At 69.9% G+C, this 17,470-nt stretch carries 17 protein-coding genes; 7 read left to right on the forward strand and 10 right to left on the reverse strand.

Annotated features, from left to right (window positions below; translation table 11 throughout):
* Positions 1-58: 58 nt before the first annotated feature.
* On the forward strand, positions 59-1,330 hold the full coding sequence (locus FHX82_RS00735; RefSeq protein ID WP_145932446.1) for an acetyl-CoA C-acetyltransferase: 1,272 nt from the start codon (positions 59-61) through the stop codon (positions 1,328-1,330).
* A gap of 58 nt (positions 1,331-1,388) precedes the next feature.
* Here FHX82_RS00735 and FHX82_RS00740 read toward each other — a convergent pair whose 3' ends face one another.
* A complete protein-coding gene (locus FHX82_RS00740) occupies positions 1,389-1,898 on the reverse strand; it encodes a DoxX family protein (RefSeq protein WP_145932523.1) in 510 nt (169 codons plus the stop codon).
* A 208-nt stretch (positions 1,899-2,106) separates the two neighbouring features.
* Between FHX82_RS00740 and FHX82_RS00745 the strand changes: the two genes are divergently transcribed.
* The 4 genes from FHX82_RS00745 (at position 2,107) to FHX82_RS00760 (ending at position 5,002) form a co-directional block, all read left to right on the forward strand.
* Positions 2,107-3,303, forward strand: a complete 1,197-nt coding sequence (locus FHX82_RS00745) for an ATP-binding protein (RefSeq protein WP_145932445.1) — start codon at positions 2,107-2,109, stop codon at positions 3,301-3,303.
* A 180-nt stretch (positions 3,304-3,483) separates the two neighbouring features.
* Positions 3,484-3,633, forward strand: a complete 150-nt coding sequence (locus tag FHX82_RS00750) for a hypothetical protein (RefSeq protein WP_183176417.1) — start codon at positions 3,484-3,486, stop codon at positions 3,631-3,633.
* 183 nt (positions 3,634-3,816) lie between these two features.
* Positions 3,817-4,746 carry a bifunctional helix-turn-helix transcriptional regulator/GNAT family N-acetyltransferase gene (locus FHX82_RS00755; protein ID WP_145932444.1) on the forward strand — a complete coding sequence of 310 codons (930 nt, stop codon included), beginning with the start codon at positions 3,817-3,819 and terminating at the stop codon, positions 4,744-4,746.
* A gap of 1 nt (position 4,747) precedes the next feature.
* Complete coding sequence (locus FHX82_RS00760; protein WP_145932443.1) at positions 4,748-5,002, forward strand: hypothetical protein; 255 nt, start codon at positions 4,748-4,750, stop codon at positions 5,000-5,002.
* A 133-nt stretch (positions 5,003-5,135) separates the two neighbouring features.
* Here FHX82_RS00760 and FHX82_RS00765 read toward each other — a convergent pair whose 3' ends face one another.
* The 3 genes from FHX82_RS00765 to FHX82_RS00775 are packed head-to-tail and all read right to left on the reverse strand — an operon-like array spanning position 5,136 to position 7,643.
* Entirely contained in the window at positions 5,136-5,699 is a 564-nt protein-coding gene (locus FHX82_RS00765; protein WP_373308626.1) for a peroxidase-related enzyme, read from the reverse strand.
* Between the two features lie 4 nt (positions 5,700-5,703).
* Positions 5,704-7,368 carry a monocarboxylate uptake permease MctP gene (mctP, locus tag FHX82_RS00770; protein ID WP_145932441.1) on the reverse strand — a complete coding sequence of 555 codons (1,665 nt, stop codon included), beginning with the start codon at positions 7,366-7,368 and terminating at the stop codon, positions 5,704-5,706.
* Positions 7,365-7,643 carry a DUF3311 domain-containing protein gene (locus tag FHX82_RS00775; RefSeq protein ID WP_145932440.1) on the reverse strand — a complete coding sequence of 93 codons (279 nt, stop codon included), beginning with the start codon at positions 7,641-7,643 and terminating at the stop codon, positions 7,365-7,367. Before FHX82_RS00775 ends, mctP begins: the two co-directional genes overlap by 4 nt.
* Before the next feature lie 169 nt (positions 7,644-7,812).
* Here FHX82_RS00775 and FHX82_RS00780 point away from each other — a divergent pair, with 169 nt between their 5' ends.
* Complete coding sequence (locus FHX82_RS00780) at positions 7,813-9,411, forward strand: alpha/beta hydrolase (RefSeq protein WP_145932439.1); 1,599 nt, start codon at positions 7,813-7,815, stop codon at positions 9,409-9,411.
* Between the two features lie 91 nt (positions 9,412-9,502).
* The gene (locus FHX82_RS00785; RefSeq protein ID WP_091506467.1) at positions 9,503-9,745 is read left to right on the forward strand and encodes a helix-turn-helix domain-containing protein; all 243 of its coding nucleotides are present in this window, start codon (positions 9,503-9,505) and stop codon (positions 9,743-9,745) included.
* A 67-nt stretch (positions 9,746-9,812) separates the two neighbouring features.
* Here FHX82_RS00785 and FHX82_RS00790 read toward each other — a convergent pair whose 3' ends face one another.
* The 6 genes from FHX82_RS00790 to FHX82_RS00815 form a co-directional block, all read right to left on the reverse strand.
* Entirely contained in the window at positions 9,813-10,640 is an 828-nt protein-coding gene (locus tag FHX82_RS00790; RefSeq protein WP_145932438.1) for a TIGR03621 family F420-dependent LLM class oxidoreductase, read from the reverse strand.
* Between the two features lie 74 nt (positions 10,641-10,714).
* Entirely contained in the window at positions 10,715-12,538 is a 1,824-nt protein-coding gene (locus tag FHX82_RS00795) for a phosphoenolpyruvate carboxykinase (GTP) (protein WP_145932437.1), read from the reverse strand.
* A 348-nt stretch (positions 12,539-12,886) separates the two neighbouring features.
* The gene (locus FHX82_RS00800; protein ID WP_145932436.1) at positions 12,887-13,564 is read right to left on the reverse strand and encodes a DUF6802 family protein; all 678 of its coding nucleotides are present in this window, start codon (positions 13,562-13,564) and stop codon (positions 12,887-12,889) included.
* Between the two features lie 99 nt (positions 13,565-13,663).
* On the reverse strand, positions 13,664-15,490 hold the full coding sequence (locus FHX82_RS00805; protein WP_145932435.1) for a dynamin family protein: 1,827 nt from the start codon (positions 15,488-15,490) through the stop codon (positions 13,664-13,666).
* Entirely contained in the window at positions 15,487-15,939 is a 453-nt protein-coding gene (gene grpE / locus FHX82_RS00810) for a nucleotide exchange factor GrpE (protein ID WP_222425919.1), read from the reverse strand. Before grpE ends, FHX82_RS00805 begins: the two co-directional genes overlap by 4 nt.
* On the reverse strand, positions 15,936-17,441 hold the full coding sequence (locus FHX82_RS00815; RefSeq protein ID WP_145932521.1) for a dynamin family protein: 1,506 nt from the start codon (positions 17,439-17,441) through the stop codon (positions 15,936-15,938). The genes grpE and FHX82_RS00815 overlap by 4 nt, the downstream gene beginning before the upstream one ends.
* Between the last annotated feature and the right edge of the window lie 29 nt (positions 17,442-17,470).

Raw genomic sequence — 17,470 nt, forward strand, 5'->3', positions numbered from 1 at the left:
TACTCATGAGTAGGTTACACTGTTTCCAGCGTTCCACCATCCGCGCGGGAGGAAACCCATGGACGTCCGCAAGGTCGCGATTCTCGGCGGCAACCGTATCCCGTTCGCGCGCTCGAACGGCCCCTACGCCAGTGCGTCCAACCAGGACATGCTGACCGCGGCCATCGACGGGCTGGTCAGCCGGTTCTCGCTGCAGGGCGAGCGGCTGGGCGAGGTCGCCGCGGGCGCGGTGCTCAAGCACGCACGCGACTTCAACCTGGCGCGCGAGGCCGTGCTCGGCAGCAAGCTCTCGCCCGAGACCCCTGCCTCCGACGTGCAGATGGCCTGCGGCACGGGGTTGCAGGCGATCGTCAACGTCGCCAACAAGATCGCGCTCGGCCAGCTGGACTCGGCCATCGCCGGCGGTGTGGACACCACGTCGGACGCGCCGCTCGCGGTGAACGACGACCTGCGCCGCATCCTGGTCCGGGTCAACTCGGCCAAGTCGCTCGGCGAGCGGCTGCGCCTGCTCACGAAGATCCGGCCGGGCCAGATCGTGCCGGAGATCCCCCGCAACGCCGAGCCGCGCACCGGCCTGTCGATGGGCGAGCACGCGGCGCTGACGGCCAAGGAGTGGGAGATCTCCCGGGAGGCGCAGGACGAGCTGGCCGCGACGAGCCACCAGCGCCTGGCCGCGGCGTACGAGCGCGGGTTCTTCGACGACCTGATGACGCCGTTCCTGAAGCTGACCCGCGACCAGAACCTGCGCCCGGACTCGACGCCGGAGAAGCTGGCCAAGCTCAAGCCCGTGTTCGGCGGCCCGGACGGCACGATGACCGCGGCGAACTCGACCCCGCTCACCGACGGCGCCTCGACGGTGCTGCTGGCCAGCGAGGAGTGGGCGAAGGCGCACAAGCTGCCGGTGCTGGCGTACCTGACGTTCGCCGAGACCGCGGCGGTGGACTACGTGCACGGCCGCGAAGGGCTGCTGATGGCGCCGGCGTACGCCGTGCCGCGGATGCTCGCGAAGGCCGGGCTCACGCTGCAGGACTTCGACTTCTACGAGATCCACGAGGCGTTCGCGTCGCAGGTGCTCGCGACGCTGAAGGCCTGGGAGGGCAAGGGTTTCGCGAAGGAGAAGCTGGGGCTGGACGAGCCGCTCGGGTCGATCGACCGCGCGAAGCTGAACGTGAACGGCTCCTCCCTGGCGGCGGGCCACCCCTTCGCGGCCACCGGCGGGCGGATCGTCGCCACGCTGGCGAAGCTCCTGCACGAGAAGGGCTCCGGCCGCGGGCTCATCTCGATCTGCGCCGCCGGCGGCCAGGGCGTCACCGCAATCCTGGAGAAGTAGGCGTCAAAGGGCGGCGGTGCCGGTCGACGACAACCGGCACCGCCGCTTGAAAATGTCGTCACACCGGCAGGACGTCGCGGGCAGCGCCTGCCGTGTTGGCCACCTGCTTGCGGGCCGCGCCCGCCGTGCTGGACACCTGCTTCGAGGTCTTCGCGGCGGCGCGGCGGGCCCGCCAGCCCAGTGAGGGTTTGCCCTCCGTGTCCGCGGCGGCGATCAGCAGGCCGCCGACGAGGCCGACGTTCTTCAGGAAGTGGATGATCTGCTCCTGCTTGTCGGCGTCCTTGGCCTCCCAGAACGCGTGCCCCGCCGCCGTGGTCGGCACGAGGCTCCCGACCAGCGCGAGCGACGACAGGCGCGGGAACTTGCCGAACGCGAGCGCCGTGCCCGCGACGATCTTCACGCCCGCGTCGATCTTGACGAGCGTCACCGGGTCGGTGGGCACCTGGTCGGGCAGCTTGTCCTGCTGCTGCCCGACCGTCTTGTCGAGCAGCGGTTTCGCCACCTCGGCGTGCCCTTCCGCGTGACGCAGGGCGTTGATGCCGCCGTAGATGAAGATGGACGCCAGCATGGGACGGGCCAGTCGACGCAGAATCACGGTCGTCGCCTTCCTAGGTTGCCTTCTCGATGCGCCGGAAGTACCCACTAGCGTCCTCTTCAATGCTCTAGCGCTTTATCGCACACACGCTAGAGAACGCTAGAGAGCCCTAGCGACACGCCGATACCGGTATCTCGGCAAATATCAGGTCAGTCCTAGAAAGCCCGATAGCGTCGTAGGGATGGATCCCATCCGCAACCCCTTCGCGCCGGGGGCCGGGCAGCGGCCGCCCGAGCTGGCCGGCCGGGAACGCGAGCTGACCGCCTTCGAGGTGGTGCTGCAGCGCGTCGCGCGGGGGCGGCCCGAGCGGAGCCTGATCCTCACCGGCCTGCGGGGTGTCGGGAAGACCGTGTTGCTGGGCGAGCTGCGTTCCATGGCGGTCAAGCACGGCTGGGGCGCGGGCAAGATCGAGGCCCGGCCGGACGCCGAACTGCGGCGCCCGCTGTCGGCCGCGCTGCACCGCGCGATCCGCGACCTCGCGGTGCGCCACCGCGCGCCGGACCGCGTCGACCAGGTGCTGGCGGTACTCAAGGCGTTCGCGCTCAAGGCCAGCAAGCCCGACGCGAAGCTGCGTGACCGCTGGCAGCCGGGCATCGATGTGCCCGCCGCACAGGGCCGGGCGGACTCCGGCGACATCGAGATCGACCTGGTCGAGTTGTTCACCGACGTCGCCGAGCTGGCCGCGGACGTCGGCACCGGCGCGGTGATCCTGATCGACGAGATGCAGGACCTCAAGGCGGCCGACGTGTCGGCACTGTGCGCGGCGTGCCACGAGCTTTCGCAGTCCGGCGCGCCCCTCGTAGTGGTCGGCGCCGGGCTGCCGCACGTGCCCGCGGTGCTGTCGGCGTCGAAGTCGTATTCCGAGCGGCTGTTCCGCTACGCCCGCATCGACCGGCTCGACCGGGACGACGCCGACCGCGCGGTGATGGCTCCCATCGAACGCGAGGAAGCCGGGATCGAGCCAGAGGCGCTGGATGCCCTGTTCGACGCGTCCGGCGGCTACCCGTACTTCATTCAGGCGTACGCGAAGGCGGCGTGGGACGCCGCGCCCGCGGACCCGATCACGGTGAAGGACGTGCAGGTCGCCGCCCCCGAGGCCGAGCAGGAGCTGGCCGTCGGGTTCTTCGGCTCCCGCTACGAGCGCGCGACTCCCGCCGAGCGCGAGTACCTGCTGGCCATGGCGGAGCTGACGCAGGGCCGCGACGAGGGCGCGGGCACCTCGGACATCGCCGTCTACCTGGGCCGCAAGCCGTCTTCGCTGTCGCCGGCGCGGGACAGCCTGATGAAGAAGGGCCTGGTCTACTCCGCCGAGCGCGGGCTGATCGCCTTCACCGTGCCGCACTTCGGGCACTACCTGCTCAGCCGCAACGAGGATTGATCGCATCCTCTAAGGGTTTCTAGCGTTTCGCCTAGAGATCGACATCGTCCGCGATATGCGCCTTTCGCCGATGAATCATCGGCAAGTGCGCCACATCACCGGACGATCGTTGGCGAGCTTGTGAAAAAAGGTGCATACTAGAAGCACAACCACCGGACATCTGAGGGGATGCGAAAACCCATGAGCAACATCGCCGCCAAGCTTCGTGCCCGCCGCGCGCAGGCCCGGACCCGTCGCGCGGTGAACCGGGCGATCGAGACCGCGGCCAGCCCGACCGTGCGCCAGGAGCTCGTCGCCATCGCGCAGGCGCACCAGGTGCACATGCGCTGAAGTGATCCAGACCACATAATGGTCTCGGTGTAACGCCGAAGGGAAACCCGGCGATACCCCTTATGACCCCGTGATGCTGGCGGACCCCCGACCTGGCAGCATCACGGGGTTTTCCATTGCCCGGAACCCCGTTGACGGCCTCGCTACTCTTTGACCAAGTCAACGAAGTGGTTGAGGTGGGCAATGAACGATCAGCAGCTGCTGGACCGCGTCGCCCGGGTCCGCGCGTTCAACCGGCTCTACACCGGAGTCATCGGCGTCCTCGACGAGGGGCTCGTCGGCACCGAGTACTCCCTGAGCGAGGCCCGCGTGCTCTACGAGCTGGAGCAGCAGGGGGTCACCGAGGTGACGGAGCTGCGCCGGCGGCTCGCCCTCGACGCCGGGTACGCCAGCCGTCTGCTGGGGAAGCTCGAACAGCGGGGCCTGCTGGTCCGCGAACGCTCCGGCAGCGACGCCCGTCGCCAGGTCATTCGCCTCACCGACGCCGGCCGCGCCGCGCAGCACTCGCTCGAACAGCGGACCGTCGAGCAGATCGGCGAGCTGCTCGGCCGCTTCACCGACGAGGACCAGCACCGGCTGCTGAAGTCCATGCAGGCCATCGGCGAGGTCGTCGGCGAACGGAACAGCGACGCCACCATCGTGCTGCGCCCGCCCAGGCCCGGCGACTTCGGCTGGGTCGTGCAGCGCAACGGCGCCGTGTACGCGCAGGAGTACGGCTGGGACGCGACGTACGAGGCGCTCGTCGCGCGCATCGTCGCGGACTACGTCGAGCACCAGGTGCCCGCGAAGGAAGCGGCGTGGATCGCCGAGGTCGACGGCGAGCGCGCGGGCTGCGTGTTCTGCGTACGCGGTTCGGACGAGCACACGGCGAAGCTGCGGCTGCTGCTCGTCGAACCCGCCGCGCGCGGGCGCGGGCTCGGCAAGCGGCTCGTCGCCGAGTGCGTCGCGTTCGCCAAGGCCCACGGGTACCGCGCGATGGAGCTGTGGACCAACGACGTACTCACCGCCGCCCGGGTGATCTATGCGAAGGCCGGTTTCCGGCTGGTGGCAAGCGAACCGCACCACAGCTTCGGCGCGGACCTGGTGGGCGAGACCTGGCGGCTGGAGTGGTGACGTGCTGGTCGTCTCCTGCCCGATCTGCAAGCGCCGGACGCTGCTGGGCGTCGACGAGGTGGAGTTCGTCGACAACCTCGCGCCGGGCGTGATCTCGGTGTCGGCCACCTGCCCGCGCGGACATCCGGCGGTGATCCTGACCGGGGATGCGTTCACGCCGCACGAAGACCCGCGACGCTGGCAACCCCCGGCGTGGCGACGAGTCACGCGACACTGGTGGACACGCTTCTACCGCGCCTGGCGACCCATCCCGTAGAACTCCGGATTCGGGCGCAGCACCCCGACCCACCATCCTGACCGGCACAGCGCCCCATGACGCCGCACGAAGACCCGCGACGCTGGCAACCCCCCGCGTGGCGACGAGCCGCGCGACACTGGTGGACACGCTTCTACCGCGCCTGGCGACCCATCCCGTAGAACTCCGGATTCGGGCGCAGCGCGGTGAGGTGCGCGAGTCGGTTCGACATCGCGAACAGCGCCGTGATCGCGCCGACGTCCCAGATCTCGTCCTCGGTCAGGCCCGCTTCGCGTGCGGCCGCGAGGTGGTCCTCGCCGAACAGGTGCGAGTCGCGCGCCAGCGCGAGAGCGAGGTCGACGATCGCCCGCCCCCGCGCGTCCAGCTCCACCTGCCACGGGTTGGCCGCCACCCCGTCCGCCAGCTGCGGGTCCTTCGCCCTGATCCGCAGGATCGCCCCGTGCGCCACCACGCAGTACGTGCAGTGGTTCGCACCCGAGGTGGCGACGACGACCAGCTCCCGCTCCGCCTTGGACAGTCCTTCGGGCCGGTCCATCAGCGCGTCGTGGTAGTCGAGGAACGCGCGCAGCTCCGCCGGGCGGTGACCGAGCGCACGGAAGATGTTCGGCACGAACCCCGACTTCTCCGCGATCGCCCCGACGCGCTCGCGCAGGTCGTCCGGCAGGTCTTCCGGCTCTACAACGGGAAAGCGGCTCACCACGTCAGTGCACCCCGATCGCTCGAAGGTCCTTGTCGTGCTCGTCGGCGTGGTAGTCGGTGCCCTCGGTGTCGTCGGTGCCGTTGAAGATCTTCAACTGCCGCGCGATCACCGTGCCGATCACCGCCACCACGAGGTTCGCCACCAGCGCCACGAAACCCGGGTAGATCTGCGTCGCGATGCCCGAGAACGGGTGCCAGCCGAAGATCGACAGGTTGCCCAGCGGCATCGCCGAACCACCGAAGTGCGCCTTGCCGTTGCTGGGGTTCGGGATGTTGTAGAGCATGATCAGGCCCCAGCCCATGCCGACGACCCAGCCCGCGATGAGCCCCCACCGGTGCAGCCAGCGCGTGTACAGCGCGATGGCCACGGCGGGCAGCGTCTGCAGGATCAGTACACCGCCGATCAGTTGCAGGTCGATGGAGAACTGCGGGTCGATGAACAGGATGAACGCGACCGCGCCGAACTTCACCACCAGCGACGCGAGCTTCGCCTGGGTCGCCTCCTGCTTCGGCGTCGCGTCCCGCTTCAGGTACTCCTTGTAGATGTTGCGGGTCCACAGGTTCGCCGCCGCGATCGACATGATCGCCGCAGGCACCAGCGCGCCGATCCCGATCGCGGCGAACGCGATGCCCGCGAACCAGGACGGGAACTGCAGGTCGAACAGCACCGGGATGACGGTGTTCGAGTCCGCGTTGCCGGTGGCGGCGTTGGTGATCGGCTTGACGCCCGCCGCGATGGCCACGTAACCCAGCAGCGCCAGCAGGCCCAGCAGGAACGAGTACGCGGGCAACGCCATCATGTTCCGCTTGATCACACTGCGCCCGCGCGAGGCCAGCACGCCGGTGAGCGAGTGCGGGTAGAGGAACAACGCGAGCGCCGAGCCCAGCGCCAGGGTGATGTACTGCAGCTGGTTGGTGCCGGTCAGCAGGACCGACCCGGCGGGCTTGCCCGTCTTCGGGTTGGGCTGCGACAGCTTCGCCGCCGAGACGTCGATGATGTGCGACCAGCCGCCGAGCTTCGCGGGCAGGTAGAACACCGCCACCAGGATCACCACGTAGATCAGGCCGTCCTTGACGAACGCGATCAGCGCGGGCGCCCGCAGGCCGGACTGGTAGGTGTAGAGCGCGAGGATGATGAACGCGATCAGCAGCGGCAGGTGCCCGACGATGCCGGAGCCGTTGAGGCCCATCGTGCGCAACACCGCTTCGAGGCCCACCAGCTGCAGCGCGATGTACGGCATCGTCGCGACGATGCCGGTGATCGCGATCAGCAGCGCGAGCGTCGGCGAGCCGTACCGGCCGCGCACGAAGTCCGCCGGGGTCACGTAGCCGCGGGAGCGGGACACCGACCACATCCGCAGCGCGGGCAGGAAGACGATCGGGTACAGCACCACCGTGTACGGCAGGGCGTAGAAGCCCAGCGCTCCGGCACCGAAGACCAGCGCGGGCACGGCGACGAACGTGTACGCGGTGTAGAGGTCACCGCCGACGAGGAACCACGTGATCCAGCCGCCGAACTTGCGGCCACCGAGGCCCCACTCGTCGAGGTGGTCGAGCGACGCCGCCGCCTTCCAGCGCGCCGCCAGGAACCCGAGGACGGTCACGAGCAGGAACAGCACCACGAAGATGCTCAGTTCCGTCCACTGCAGTCCACTGCCCGGAGTCATCGCTGCTCCCCCTCGTCCAGCTCTTCCGCGGCGAGCCGGTCCGGCTTGCCCTTCACGACGGGCGCGCCCTTGGTCATCACGTACACCACGGCCACCGACGCGACCCCGATGATCACGAAGAGGAACTGGAACCAGTAGAAGAACGGCAAGCCCAGCAACCTCGGCTTGTCGAAGTTGAACCACGGGGTGACCAACATCAACAGGGGGATCAACAGGAACAGGTTCCAGGGGCTCACCTGTAGCCCTGTGACCTTCCCGGCCGCTTTGCCAGACATCGGACCTCGCTTGAGAGTTCGGACAGCCGTCAGCACCTTAAGTCCTGCGAGCAGCAAGGTCACGACCGCCCGAGGTATCGATTCGGGCAGGAAACGCCCGACTAAGGCAGGTTGCCCGGATCCTGCCCGCCCGATAGGAAGGTGCGACTGCTGAACCGAAGGGGCGAGCATGAAGTCAATGCGCTACGCGGTGGTGATCCCGGCACTGGCCGGCGCCCTGCTGGCGGGCAGCACGGTGGCCTCGGCCGCCACCGTCGCGCCGTTGAACTCGACCGGGATTCCCGGCAAGTACGCGAACCAGGTGCTCGGCTGGCACACCTGCTCCACCGACGAGCTGTCGGGGCAGGTGCCGCCCGCGGGTGCGGAGGGCATCGAGTGCGCCACCTACCAGACCCCGCGTGACTGGTACCACGCGAACGCGAACGTCGACCTGACCATCGCCGTCAGCCGCCTGAAGGCGACCGGGAACGCGACGGCGAGCGTGCTGGTCAACCCCGGCGGACCGGGGGCGCCGGGCCGCATCTTCCCGTCCCGGCTGCGCAACCAGCCGAAGCTGCGCGAGCACCAGGAGATCGTCGGCTTCGACGTCCGCGGCACCGGCAAGAGCACCAACATCACGTGCGGTGGTGCGATCGGCACCGGCAGCAACCTCGACCCGCGTGACCGCAGCCGCTCCAACCTCAACCTGATCCTCGACGCGACGAAGTACGCGGCGGACTCGTGCCAGGTGAAGTCGGGCGACCTCGGGCCGTACATCACCACCGACCAGACGGTGCACGACCTCGACCTGCTGCGCGTGCTGCTGGGCAGGCAGAAGGTCAACTGGGTCGGGTACTCGGCGGGCACGTGGCTGGGCGCGCACTACGCGCAGGAGTTCCCGAACCGCGCCGAGCACTTCGTGCTGGACTCGAACACCGAGTTCACCACCACGTGGCAGAAGTCGTTCGACTGGCAGCCGCTGGGCTTCGAGCGCCGCTGGCGGGAGGACTTCCTGCCGTGGCTGGCGAAGTACGACAGCGTCTACCACTTCGGCACCACCGGTGAGGCCGCGCGGCAGACCTACGAGCAGGTGCGCGCCGCGCTGGCGAAGCAGCCGGTGGACGTCGACGGCGCGCCGCTGTCGGCCAACGAGCTGGACTCGTTCATCGCGTCGGAGCTGTACAACAAGAAGTCGTTCCCGGCGCTGGCCGACTACCTCGTGAACGTCCGGACGCTGACCCAGGCCGCGCCCGCCGACCAGCAGGTGCGGGCCAAGCGCGAGGTCGAGGCTGAGCACGCCGACGAGACGGCGCTCGGCCCGCAGCCGCTGGTCGTGCCGAGCGACTACGACGACGCGTACGACGCCAGCTTCTGGACGATCCCGTGCAACGAGGGGCCGTGGTTCGGCACCACGCAGTCCGCCATCCACCAGTCGGACCAGCTGGGGCCGAAGTACCCGCTGCTGGGCTGGGGCTGGTTCATCCAGCCGTGCCTGTTCTGGAAGCACCAGCCGGTGCCGTTGCCCGTGCTCAACGGGCGGGGCGTGGCGCCGGTGCTGATGGTGCAGTCGACGCACGACCCGGCGACGCCGTACGAGGGGGCGCTGCGGGCGCACCAGGCGTTCCAGGGCTCGCGGATGATCACCGTGACCGGCGAGGGCGACCACGGCATCTACGCCGGCGGGAACGCGGCGGTGGACAAGGTTGTGGAGGACTACCTCGTCGACGGCATCGTGCCGAAGGACCAGACGCTGCCGGGCATGCCGCTGCCGGTGCCGCCGGGCGCGTGAACGGCGGATTTTCTCGATGAAGCCAGTGCTCCACAACCTGTGCACAGAGTTGTCCACAGGTTGTGGAGTATTTGGCGGATAGACTGTGGACATGGTGCGTGTGCCGCTGACCGAAGCCGAACGTGCCCGCGGTGAGCGGCTCGGCGCCGTCCTGCGGGAAGCGCGGGGCTCCCGCAGCATGGTTGAGGTGGCCGCGGAGGCCGGAATCTCGGTGGAAACGCTGCGCAAGATCGAGACGGGCCGCATCCCGACCCCGGCGTTCTTCACGGTGGTAGCGGTCGCCGACGCGGTCGGCCTGCCGCTGGAAGCCCTCCGCGGCGCGGTACCCGCTTAGCGCGCTGTCGTCCGCGCGGGTCACCGCAGCGTTGGCTGTCCGCGGTCACCGGCTTCCTCGGCGAGTCCTAGCTCAGGTACTCGATCACCGACGCGAAGGCGTCCATGCTCGGTTCCAGCACCGTCACGTACGAAAGTCCCAGCTTCTCCCGGTGCTCGCTGAGCTGCTGCGCGATCTGCGCCGGCGTGCCCACCAGCAGGGTGGGGATCTCGCCCAGCTCGTCGGGGCTCAGTTCGGGCGCGTAGGGCGCCGCCTGTTCCAGCACCGAGCGGCGGTCCTCCGTCAACACGACCCGCTGCACCAGGACGTTGAACTCCGCTTCCCGCTCACCCAGCGCGGCCCGCACGAACTCCACCCGTTCGCCGAACTTCGCCAGACCCGCCAGGGTGGTGAGCCTGCCGTCCCGGTGACTCGCCGTGCCGGTGAAGCCGACGATCGAGGCGCGGCGGGCCGCGAGGGTCAGCATCCGGTCACCCCAGCCGCCGACGAGCACCGGCAGACCATCCGTGTCGAGCTCGGCCAGGGTGCGCTCCAGGTGGTCGATCCGCTCGCCCGGGCTCGGCCACGGCAGTCCGGCGCGGTCGAACTCCTCCTTCGCGTACCCCGTGCCCACACCCAGTTCGAGCCGGTTGCCGATCAGCGCCCGCGCGGTCGAGACCTGGCGGGCCAGCAACGCCGGCGGGTAGAACCCCGCGTTCAGCACGTACGGGCACAGCCGCGGCCGCTCGGTGTACTCGGCGGCGAGCAGCAGCGAGGGGAAGGGATCCGGCATGTCCAGATGGTCGGGGACGCACAGGACGTCGTAGCCGAGGTCCTCGGCGGTGCGGCACTTGTCGATCCACTCGGCCCGCGAGGCCGAAACGGTCAGGTTCACTCCGAAGCGGAAGTCGCCCACACCCGCAGACCCTAGCGTGAAAACAGCCGGTTCTTCCCCCGGTCGGGGGAAAAACCGGCTGCTTTCCGCATACCTCAGCCGAGCCGCTGCTTGAGCAACTCCAGCTCATCCCGCAGGTTGGACGGGACCCTGTCGCCGATCTTCGCGAACCACTCCTCGATCAGCGGAATCTCCTCGCGCCACTCCTCGGGCTTCACGTCCAGCGCCGCCTGGATGTCCTCCAGCGGCTCCTTCAGCCCGTCGGTGTCGAGGTCCTCGGCGCGCGGCACGAAACCGATCGGCGTCTCGACCGCATTGGCCTTGCCCTCGATGCGCTCCACGACCCACTTCAGCACGCGCGAGTTCTCGCCGAAGCCCGGCCACAGGAACCGCTTGTCGTCGCCGCGGCGGAACCAGTTGACGTAGAAGATCTTCGGCAGCTTCATGCCGTCGGCCGCCTTGCCCAGCTCGATCCAGTGCTTGAAGTAGTCACCGGCGTGGTAGCCGAGGAACGGCAGCATCGCCATCGGGTCGCGGCGCACCTCGCCGACCTTGCCCGCCGCGGCCGCGGTCTTCTCCGACGACATCGTGGCGCCCATGAACACGCCGTGCTGCCAGTCGCGCGCCTCGTTCACCAGCGGCACCGTGGTGGCGCGACGACCGCCGAACAGGATCGCCGAGATCGGCACGCCCTTCGGGTCGTCCCACTCCGGCGCGAGGATCGGGCACTGTGACATCGGGGTGCAGTAGCGCGAGTTCGGGTGCGCCGCCTTCTCCTCCGACTCCGGCGTCCAGTCCTGCTTCTTCCACGACGTCAGGTGCTCGGGCTTGGAGTCCATGCCCTCCCACCACACGTCACCGTCGTCGGTCAGCGCCACGTTCGTGAAGACCGTGTTGCCCTGCTCGATGGTGCGCATGGCGTTCGGGTTGGTGTGCCAGTCGGTGCCCGGCGCGACGCCGAAGAAACCGAACTCCGGGTTCACCGCGTACAGCCTGCCGTCCTCGCCGAACCGCATCCACGCGATGTCGTCGCCGAGGGTTTCCGCGCGCCAGCCCGGGATCGTCGGCTGCAGCATCGCCAGGTTCGTCTTGCCGCACGCGCTGGGGAACGCCGCGGCGATGTAGTACGCCTTGTCCTCCGGCGAGATCAGCTTGAGGATCAGCATGTGCTCGGCCAGCCAGCCCTCGTCGCGGGCGATCACCGAGCCGATGCGCAGCGAGTAGCACTTCTTGCCCAGCAAGGAGTTTCCGCCGTAGCCCGAGCCGTAGCTCCAGATCTCGCGGGTCTCCGGGAAGTGCGAGATGTACTTGGTGTCGTTGCAGGGCCAGGGCACGTCCTGCTCGCCCGGCTCCAGCGGCTTGCCGACCGAGTGCAGCGCGGGCACGAACTCGCGCTCGGTGCCGTCCTCGGTGACGAACCGGTCCAGCGCGGACTTGCCCATGCGGGTCATCACGCGCATCGAAGCGACGACGTAGGCGAAGTCGGTGATCTCGATGCCGAGCTTCGGGTCGTCCGCGTCGAGCGGGCCCATGCAGAACGGGATGACGTACATCGTCCGACCGCGCATGCACCCGCGGTACAGCTCGGTCATCGTCGCCCGCATCTCGTCGGGGTGCGTCCAGTTGTTGGTCGGCCCGGCGTCCTCCTCGCGCTCGGAGCAGATGAACGTCCGCTCCTCGACGCGCGCGACGTCGCTCGGGTCCGACGCGGCCCAGAACGAGTTCGGCTTGGCCTCCAGTGGAACGAAGGTGCCGGCCGCCACGAGTTCGGAATTGATCCGCGCGGCCTCTTCCTCGGAGCCGTCACACCACACCACTCGGTCAGGAGTGGTGAGCTCGGCGACTTCCCGCACCCACGCGAGCACACGGCTGTGTGAGGTCGGCGCCTTGTCCAGTCCCGGGATGGCTACTGCAGTCATTCCTTCTCCTGACTTCGACGGGAGGAGCCCGCGACCGGACCCGACTGGATGTCCTGACGCGGGCTCCATCGCCGGCGACCGAATGGCTTCACACACCGGCTGGCGACCGGTGTGCTGGAAATTGGGATTCCTTGAGAGTAGCCAAGGCGTGGCCCCGTAACCGAGCCCTGAGCTGTCGGTTCTCTCACAAGAACGATCAGGGAATCGATTCAGATATCGCTGAACCGGCCTAGCCGAGAAATTTTTCCCGCGTCGCCGTGATCTACCCGATACCTGACTTCCAGGCGGCACACAGCAAAAGACCGGCTTTCCGTGTGGAAAGCCGGTCTTGCCCGGATCGGGAACCCGTCAGTTCTGCGAGATCCACTGCCCCGTGCCGGAGTCGATGCGCGCGACCCCTTCCACGGTGTCGCGTCCCGGGGCACCCCACAGCGCGTCGCTGTCCGCGCGGACCCCGCTGCCCGCGGTCTCGGTCCACTCGCCGTGGCCGGTGTGCTCGTAGGTGTGCGACTCGCCCTCGGGCGTGATGATCGTCTGCACGTCGGCGCTGCCGTCACCGTCGGTGTCGGTGAACAGGCGCGTGTTGCCGTCGGCGTCGGTGACGACCGCCGTGTCGGCCGTGCCGTCGTTGTCGCTGTCGACGGTGGCGTGGCCGAGGTCGACCGTGCCGTCCGCCAGGTCGGCGGTGAGGTCGCCCTGGTGACCCGCGTCGCTGCCGGCATCCGTGGTGCCCGGCTCGCCGGAGGCCACCCACTCGCCGGTCGCGGAGTCGAAGCGCGCCGCCTCGACGACGTTGCCCTCGGTGTCGGTGTGCAGGTACTCGTCGGCCTGCCCGTCGCCGTCGGAGTCGACGTACGCCGTCATCGTGCCGTCCTCGTTGTCCAGCCGGACGGCGTCGTCGTGCCCGTCGTGGTCGATGTCGAAGTTCTCCTCGGCGCTGTACGTCTGGCCCTCGACGGAGATTTCCAGCTCGCCGTCGTGCCCGGTGTCGGTCGCCTCAGCGCCACCAGTCTCGTCGATCCACACGGCCCGCTTCTCCCTGCTCTCCGAGGTAGTGATCTCAGACCTTCGACTCACCGTAGGCCGCTTCGGTTCCCCGGCACAACCGGCCGTCCCCGATCGGCATCAGGGCTGGTCGCGGACGGTCCGGATCCGGGAAAGCAACTGCTCGGCGCGTTCCCGGCCCTCGGCGGTCTCCCGCAGGCGCCGGTTCAACTCGGCGAGCCTGCGGGAGCGCTCCTGCGTGTCCATCTTGATCGCCTTGTCGACTTCCTTCAGCTCCGCCTCGATGGCTTCGATGCGGCGGCCGAGCGCGTCGTCGAGCGCGAGCGACAGCTGCTGCTCGGCCTCGATGAGCTGCTCGGCGATGAGCTGGTCCAGCGTCGAGCGGGCGTCGGCGATCGACTCCACGAGCCACTGCTTCATGTGCTGCTTGTCGGCCGCGTGCCGCCGGGTGCGCGCCATCCACCAGCCCGCGCCGAGCCCGATCACGATCGTCGCGGGCAGCACCACCGGGTTCAGCAGCGCGACGCCGGCCAGCGGCAACGCGGCGATCTTGCCCGCGCCGACGCCACCGGAGACACCCATGAACACGAGCAGCTTGTCCTCCGGCGTGGGCGGCCGCTTGTCCGGCGGGCGCAGCACGACGGGCGGGCCGCCGCCCCGCAGGAACTGGGCGCGAATGACGTCCAGCTCCTCGGCGGAGAACAGGTCGGCCAGCGCGATGTCGGTGACGCGGTTCAACCGGTACGCCAGCGTCGCCGAAACCCGCTGGGAGGCCATCCGCAGCGCCGCGTCGACCTGCTGCGGCAGCGCGTGCAGCTGCTCGCGCTTCGCGGCCTCGATCTGCTGGCGGAACCAGGACTGGGCGTCGCGCATCTGCCTGCTGGACTCGTGCCCGAGGTCCACGCGCGCCCGCTGGATCTCGCCGCGCAGCTTGAGCTGCCAGCCGCGGGTGGACGACCGGCGCTCGGTGGCGAGCTGGTCGCGACGGTCCCGCAGCGCCTCGGCCTCGGCCTCGCCGGAGGAAAGGGCACGCTGTTCGGCGGCGAGCCGGGCGTGCTGCTCGCCGAGCGCCGTGGCGAGCGCGCGCAACGTGTTGGCCTCGCCGAGCATCGCCGACCGGCCGAGCAGCTGCTCCTGCACCGCCGTCTGCAGCACGCTCACGCCGGACTGCTCGCGCAGCAGGGTCGCGGCCTGCTCGCTGGGCGCGCGGGCGGCCAGCTCGAAGATCCGCGCCGACACGGGGTGGAACACGCTTTCGGCGAACCTGGGCGCATGCTCGGCCAGCAGCGCGCGGTCGGCTTCGAGCACCTCTCGCCAGCCGCGGAATTGGTCCGTTTTGGACAGTGCGAACAGGACCGTCTCGACGCGGTCGCCGACGCGGCGCAGGAAGTCCAGCTCGCTCGCGGTGAAGGGCGCCGAGGCGTCGACGACGAACAGCAGCGCGGTGGCCCCGGCCGCCGCCTCCATCGCCAGCTCGCCGTGCGCCGAGTCGAGGCCACCGACCCCCGGCGTGTCCACTATGGACACCCGTTCGAGGATCGGCACGGGCCCGGTGACCTCGACGTAGCGGGGCGGGAGCTGGCCTTCGGGCAACTCGTGCGCGGCGGAGACCCAGCGGGGCAGCTCGGGCAGCGGGATCCCGACCGGGGCGAGCTGGCCCGGGTAGCACGCCTGCGCTGTCCACTCGTCGGAGTGGTCGAACACCAGGTACGTCGCCGTCGCCACATCCGCGTCGACCGGGGACAGCCCCGGCGTGGCGAGCAGCGCGTTGACCAGTGAACTCTTGCCCCGGTTGGTCTCGCCGACCACCACGATCGACGGCTTGCGCGGCCGGGCGCGGCGGATGTCGGCGACCCACTTCGCGGCCTGCGGGTCGTTCTCCCGCAGGAGCGCCAGCAGCGCGTCCCGGGCCTGCTTGACCTGCGCGGGCAGTGCGGTGACTGTCATCGCTTCGTGTAGACCGTGACGATCGGGGCGCGCAGCAGCTGGTCGTGGTCGGCGAACCCGACCACCTCCGTCTCCGCGACCACCCCGTCGAGCGCCGGGTCGTCGGTGGCCACCGCGCCGCCCGCTTCGTGCCGCGAGGGGTCGAACCGCTGCCCGTCCGGGCGCACGGCGGTGACGCCGATCCCGGCCAAGCCCTGCTCTATGCGCTCGACAACACCGCCGCTGCGCGCCCGGTCGAGCGCGTAGAGGCAGAGCTGAATGAGCGCCTGGCGGTCGGCCAGCGCCCGCTCCAACACGGAGTTCACGTCGTCGTTCGACGCACCCGGAGCGGCTTCGGTTCCGTCGGCCTCCTCGATGAACCTGCTCATGTGCTCGGCCGGGATCTGCCCGGTCGGATCCTCGGTGTCCGGGTCCGGCTCCCGGCGAAACCACGACGGCACCGCACTCACCCCCGGTTCTCGCGCAGCTGCTGCCAGATCAGGAAGTACGCGCGGTGCACCACGTGCGCCACCCGGCTCTGGGCCGGCGTCGCGCCGAACGACGCGAACGAGCGCCACCAGCCCGCGCGTTCCAGTGCGTGCGCGGCCAGCTCTGCGCGAGTGCCGCCGGGCAGCCCGAGCTGCGCGTCGACCACCGCGTTGCTCCCCACGCGCAGCACCTCCTCCGCCAGGTCCTCCGGCATGTCGACCGCTCCGCCGACGACCAGGGTCAGCGCCTCCAGCAGCCGCAACTGGTGGGCCTCCGGGCGGGCCAGCAGCACCTCGATCGCGTCGTGCACGCGCTGCCGTTCCGCCGGATCGCCCGACGCGTGCGCCAGCGCTGTCACCGACGCGAGCGCGGCGGCGGCCTTGATGCCGTCGGCGCGGGCCGCGAACACGACGCTCAGCCGGGCCCGAACCGACGCCAGGCCGGACGCGTCGAGCAGGATCCGGCGCAGCGCACCGGCCGGGATACCCGGGTCGGCGCGGATCGCGTCGATCGCGCAGCGGATGCCGTACAGGTCCAGCTTCTCCAGCAACCGCAGGCGCGTGCCCGTCGGCACCTCGCACTCCCAGCTGGTGAAGATGTCCGCCGCCATCAGCATGGTCTCCAGCGTCGCCTCGTCGACCGCCGCCAGCTTGCGCAGCGCCTCGGCGTCCGCGGAGGTGAACTGGCCGGACTCGGTGGTCTCGGCGAGCAGCCCGATCACCGGCAGCACGTCGGCGACCCTGGGCTTGAGCAGCGCGGCCTGCTTCTCGGCGAGGATCGTGGCCGCCTTCCACACGTCACCGCCCGCGCCCTGCACCGACTCGGGCGCGACGGTGTCGGCCTTGTTCAGCACCGCGATCGCGTTGACCGGACCCGCCTCGCGGCTCGCGGTGGCGGCGGTGAACGCGGCGAGCGCCTGGTGGTCGTCGGCCCGCACGCCCTGCGTCACCACGTACAACACGGCCTCGGCACCGGCGACGGCGTTGCGCGAGGTGTCGTCGAGGTCGTCGGAGCCTTCGTCCTGCTTCGCGGCGCCCAGCAGCTCCTCGGTGCGCGACACCGACGCGGCGTCGAGCGAACCGAGACCTGGCGTGTCGATGACCGTCATGCCCTGCAGCACCGCGCTGGTCAGGTAGGCCTCCAGGTGCGACACGGCGGAGATGTCCACGCCCAGGTCCGCCGGGATGCTCCCGTCCGCCGCGAACGGCAGCACCTGCTTTCGCCCGTTGGTGAACACCACCTCGATGCGGTCCACGGTGCCGTACTGGAAGCGGGTGACCAGGCGCGTGCACTCGCCGACGTCGGTGGGCGCGACCCGCCGCCCGATCAGCGCGTTGACCAGCGTGGACTTACCGGACTTGATGCGCCCGGCGACCGCGACCTGCAGCGGCGCGCCGAGCCTGCGGACCACCTCGGCGAAACCGGCGGCGGTGCGCGCGGAGACCTGGGGCTGCAACCGGCGGCACAGGGCGGCCACCGACATCGACAGGGGGCCCGCCAGGCGGCTCTGGT

Source organism: Amycolatopsis bartoniae (assembly GCF_014191255.1).
GTDB classification, from domain to species: domain Bacteria; phylum Actinomycetota; class Actinomycetes; order Mycobacteriales; family Pseudonocardiaceae; genus Amycolatopsis_E; species Amycolatopsis_E bartoniae.

Bases quoted from the DNA above. Each gene is read 5' to 3' on its own strand.
- mctP (WP_145932441.1), bottom strand. From the start codon at position 7,368: ATGACTCCGGGCAGTGGACTGCAGTGGACGGAACTGAGCATCTTCGTG.
- FHX82_RS00775 (WP_145932440.1), bottom strand. From the start codon at position 7,643: ATGTCTGGCAAAGCGGCCGGGAAGGTCACAGGGCTACAGGTGAGCCCC.
- FHX82_RS00815 (WP_145932521.1), bottom strand. From the start codon at position 17,441: ATGTCGGTGGCCGCCCTGTGCCGCCGGTTGCAGCCCCAGGTCTCCGCG.
- FHX82_RS00745 (WP_145932445.1), top strand. From the start codon at position 2,107: ATGGATCCCATCCGCAACCCCTTCGCGCCGGGGGCCGGGCAGCGGCCG.
- FHX82_RS00735 (WP_145932446.1), top strand. From the start codon at position 59: ATGGACGTCCGCAAGGTCGCGATTCTCGGCGGCAACCGTATCCCGTTC.
- FHX82_RS00750 (WP_183176417.1), top strand. From the start codon at position 3,484: ATGAGCAACATCGCCGCCAAGCTTCGTGCCCGCCGCGCGCAGGCCCGG.
- FHX82_RS00795 (WP_145932437.1), bottom strand. From the start codon at position 12,538: ATGACTGCAGTAGCCATCCCGGGACTGGACAAGGCGCCGACCTCACAC.
- FHX82_RS00780 (WP_145932439.1), top strand. From the start codon at position 7,813: ATGAAGTCAATGCGCTACGCGGTGGTGATCCCGGCACTGGCCGGCGCC.
- FHX82_RS00805 (WP_145932435.1), bottom strand. From the start codon at position 15,490: ATGACAGTCACCGCACTGCCCGCGCAGGTCAAGCAGGCCCGGGACGCG.
- FHX82_RS00740 (WP_145932523.1), bottom strand. From the start codon at position 1,898: ATGCTGGCGTCCATCTTCATCTACGGCGGCATCAACGCCCTGCGTCAC.
- FHX82_RS00785 (WP_091506467.1), top strand. From the start codon at position 9,503: ATGGTGCGTGTGCCGCTGACCGAAGCCGAACGTGCCCGCGGTGAGCGG.
- FHX82_RS00755 (WP_145932444.1), top strand. From the start codon at position 3,817: ATGAACGATCAGCAGCTGCTGGACCGCGTCGCCCGGGTCCGCGCGTTC.